The organism is Chryseobacterium sp. VD8, assembly GCF_037149975.1.
In the GTDB taxonomy this organism is placed as follows: Bacteria; Bacteroidota; Bacteroidia; order Flavobacteriales; family Weeksellaceae; genus Chryseobacterium; species Chryseobacterium indicum.
Genome location: NZ_JBBCQL010000405.1, coordinates 1 through 1,648, shown reverse-complemented (window position 1 = coordinate 1,648; position 1,648 = coordinate 1). Strand labels below are relative to the sequence as shown.

2 protein-coding genes are annotated in these 1,648 nt (G+C 39.0%); both read left to right on the top strand.

Going from position 1 to position 1,648, the window contains the following annotated elements:
- On the top strand, window positions 1-422 hold a 422-nt coding region (locus WFK35_RS22655), incomplete at its 5' end, for a phage tail protein (RefSeq protein ID WP_336734887.1).
- 25 nt (window positions 423-447) lie between these two features.
- Window positions 448-1,648, top strand: a 1,201-nt coding sequence (locus tag WFK35_RS22650) for a phage tail sheath family protein (RefSeq protein WP_336734885.1), incomplete at its 3' end; no start/stop codon positions are given.

Genomic DNA, 1,648 nt, shown 5'->3' with positions numbered 1-1,648 from the left:
ATCCATTAGTAAAGTTTTCCTTTGAAGTAGACTGGGGCGGAACGAACATCGGTTTTCAGGAAGTTTCGGGATTAAGCATCGAGCGCGATATCATTGAATACAGACAGGGAGCAAGTCCGGATTTCAGCAAGATCAAAATGCCTGGAATGGCAAAATTCGGAAACATCACTTTAAAAAGAGGAACTTTCAAAGGTGATAACAATTATTTCGAATGGTTGCAGACGGTTCAGATGAATACGGTAGAAAGAAGATCCATTACGATTTCTCTTTTAGACGAAAACGGTGCACCTGCCGTAACATGGAAAGTGAAAAATGCCTTCCCGCTGAAATTACAATCCACCGATCTGAAAGCTGAAGGTAATGAAGTAGCAATTGAAACTTTGGAGATTGCGCACGAAGGTTTAACTATTGAACATAACTAAATATTAATTTTAAATTTTTAACAAAATGAATTACAAAACACCAGGTGTTTACGTGGAGGAACTGGCAAAATTTCCGCCTTCCGTAGCACAAGTAGAAACAGCGATCCCTGCTTTCATCGGATATACAGAGAAAGGACCAAAAAATGAGCCGACAAGAATTTCTTCTCTATTAGAATATGAGGCTGTTTTTGGTAAAGGAAAAAACGAAGGGAAAGAGATCAAAATTTCTGTTAAAGATAATACGGTCTCTACCACTTTTGATACCACTAAATTAGGTAAATTCAAAATGTACCATGCTATGCAAATGTATTTTGCAAACGGTGGCGGTCCATGTTATATTATTTCTGTTGGAATAGCTTCAGGGTATCCTACAGATGTATCAAAAATCGAATTAGAGGCAGGACTTAAGACTCTTGAAAAAGAAGATGAGCCTACGCTTATTGTTTTCCCGGATGCAGAATCTTTACCAGCATTAGAGGCTTACGGTTTGTATGGATTGGCTTTGGATCATGCAGAGGAAATGAAAGACAGGTTTGTTATTATGGACGTTCTTGGAGATGATCTTACTTTCAGAAATAAAGTAGTTTCTACAGGTTTAAAATACGGAGCAGCTTATTATCCGAAATTGGAAACTGTTTTAACGTATAGCTTTGAGGATGAAGATATTAAAATTACAAGTTTTGAAGAAAAAGATGACTCAGGAAATGTTTTGTCTCTTCCAAATGGCTATGTAGACAATTTAAAATGGCTAAAATCCAACAGAACAGAGCTGTATAATAAAGCTAAAGCAGCAATCGAGTCTGAAAGAGTAGTAATGGCTCCGTCCTCAGCAGTTGCGGGTGTGTATGCAAAAGTAGACAGCACTTCCGGAGTATTCAAAGCGCCTGCTAATGTTGGACTTAGCTATGTAGTGGCTCCTACAGTAAAAGTTTCTCACGAAGATCAGATGACTCTTAATGTAGATCCTACTTCAGGAAAATCCATCAACGTTATCAGATCTTTTACAGGAAAAGGCACATTGGTTTGGGGTGCAAGAACACTTGATGGCAACAGCAACGAATGGAGATACATTTCAGTACGCAGATTCTTCAACATGGTAGAAGAATCCGTGAAAAAAGCAACAGAACGTTTCGTATTTGAACCGAACACAGCCAATACATGGGTTCGCGTACAGACGATGATCGAAAACTTCCTGAACCAGCAGTGGCAGGACGGAGCATTGGCAG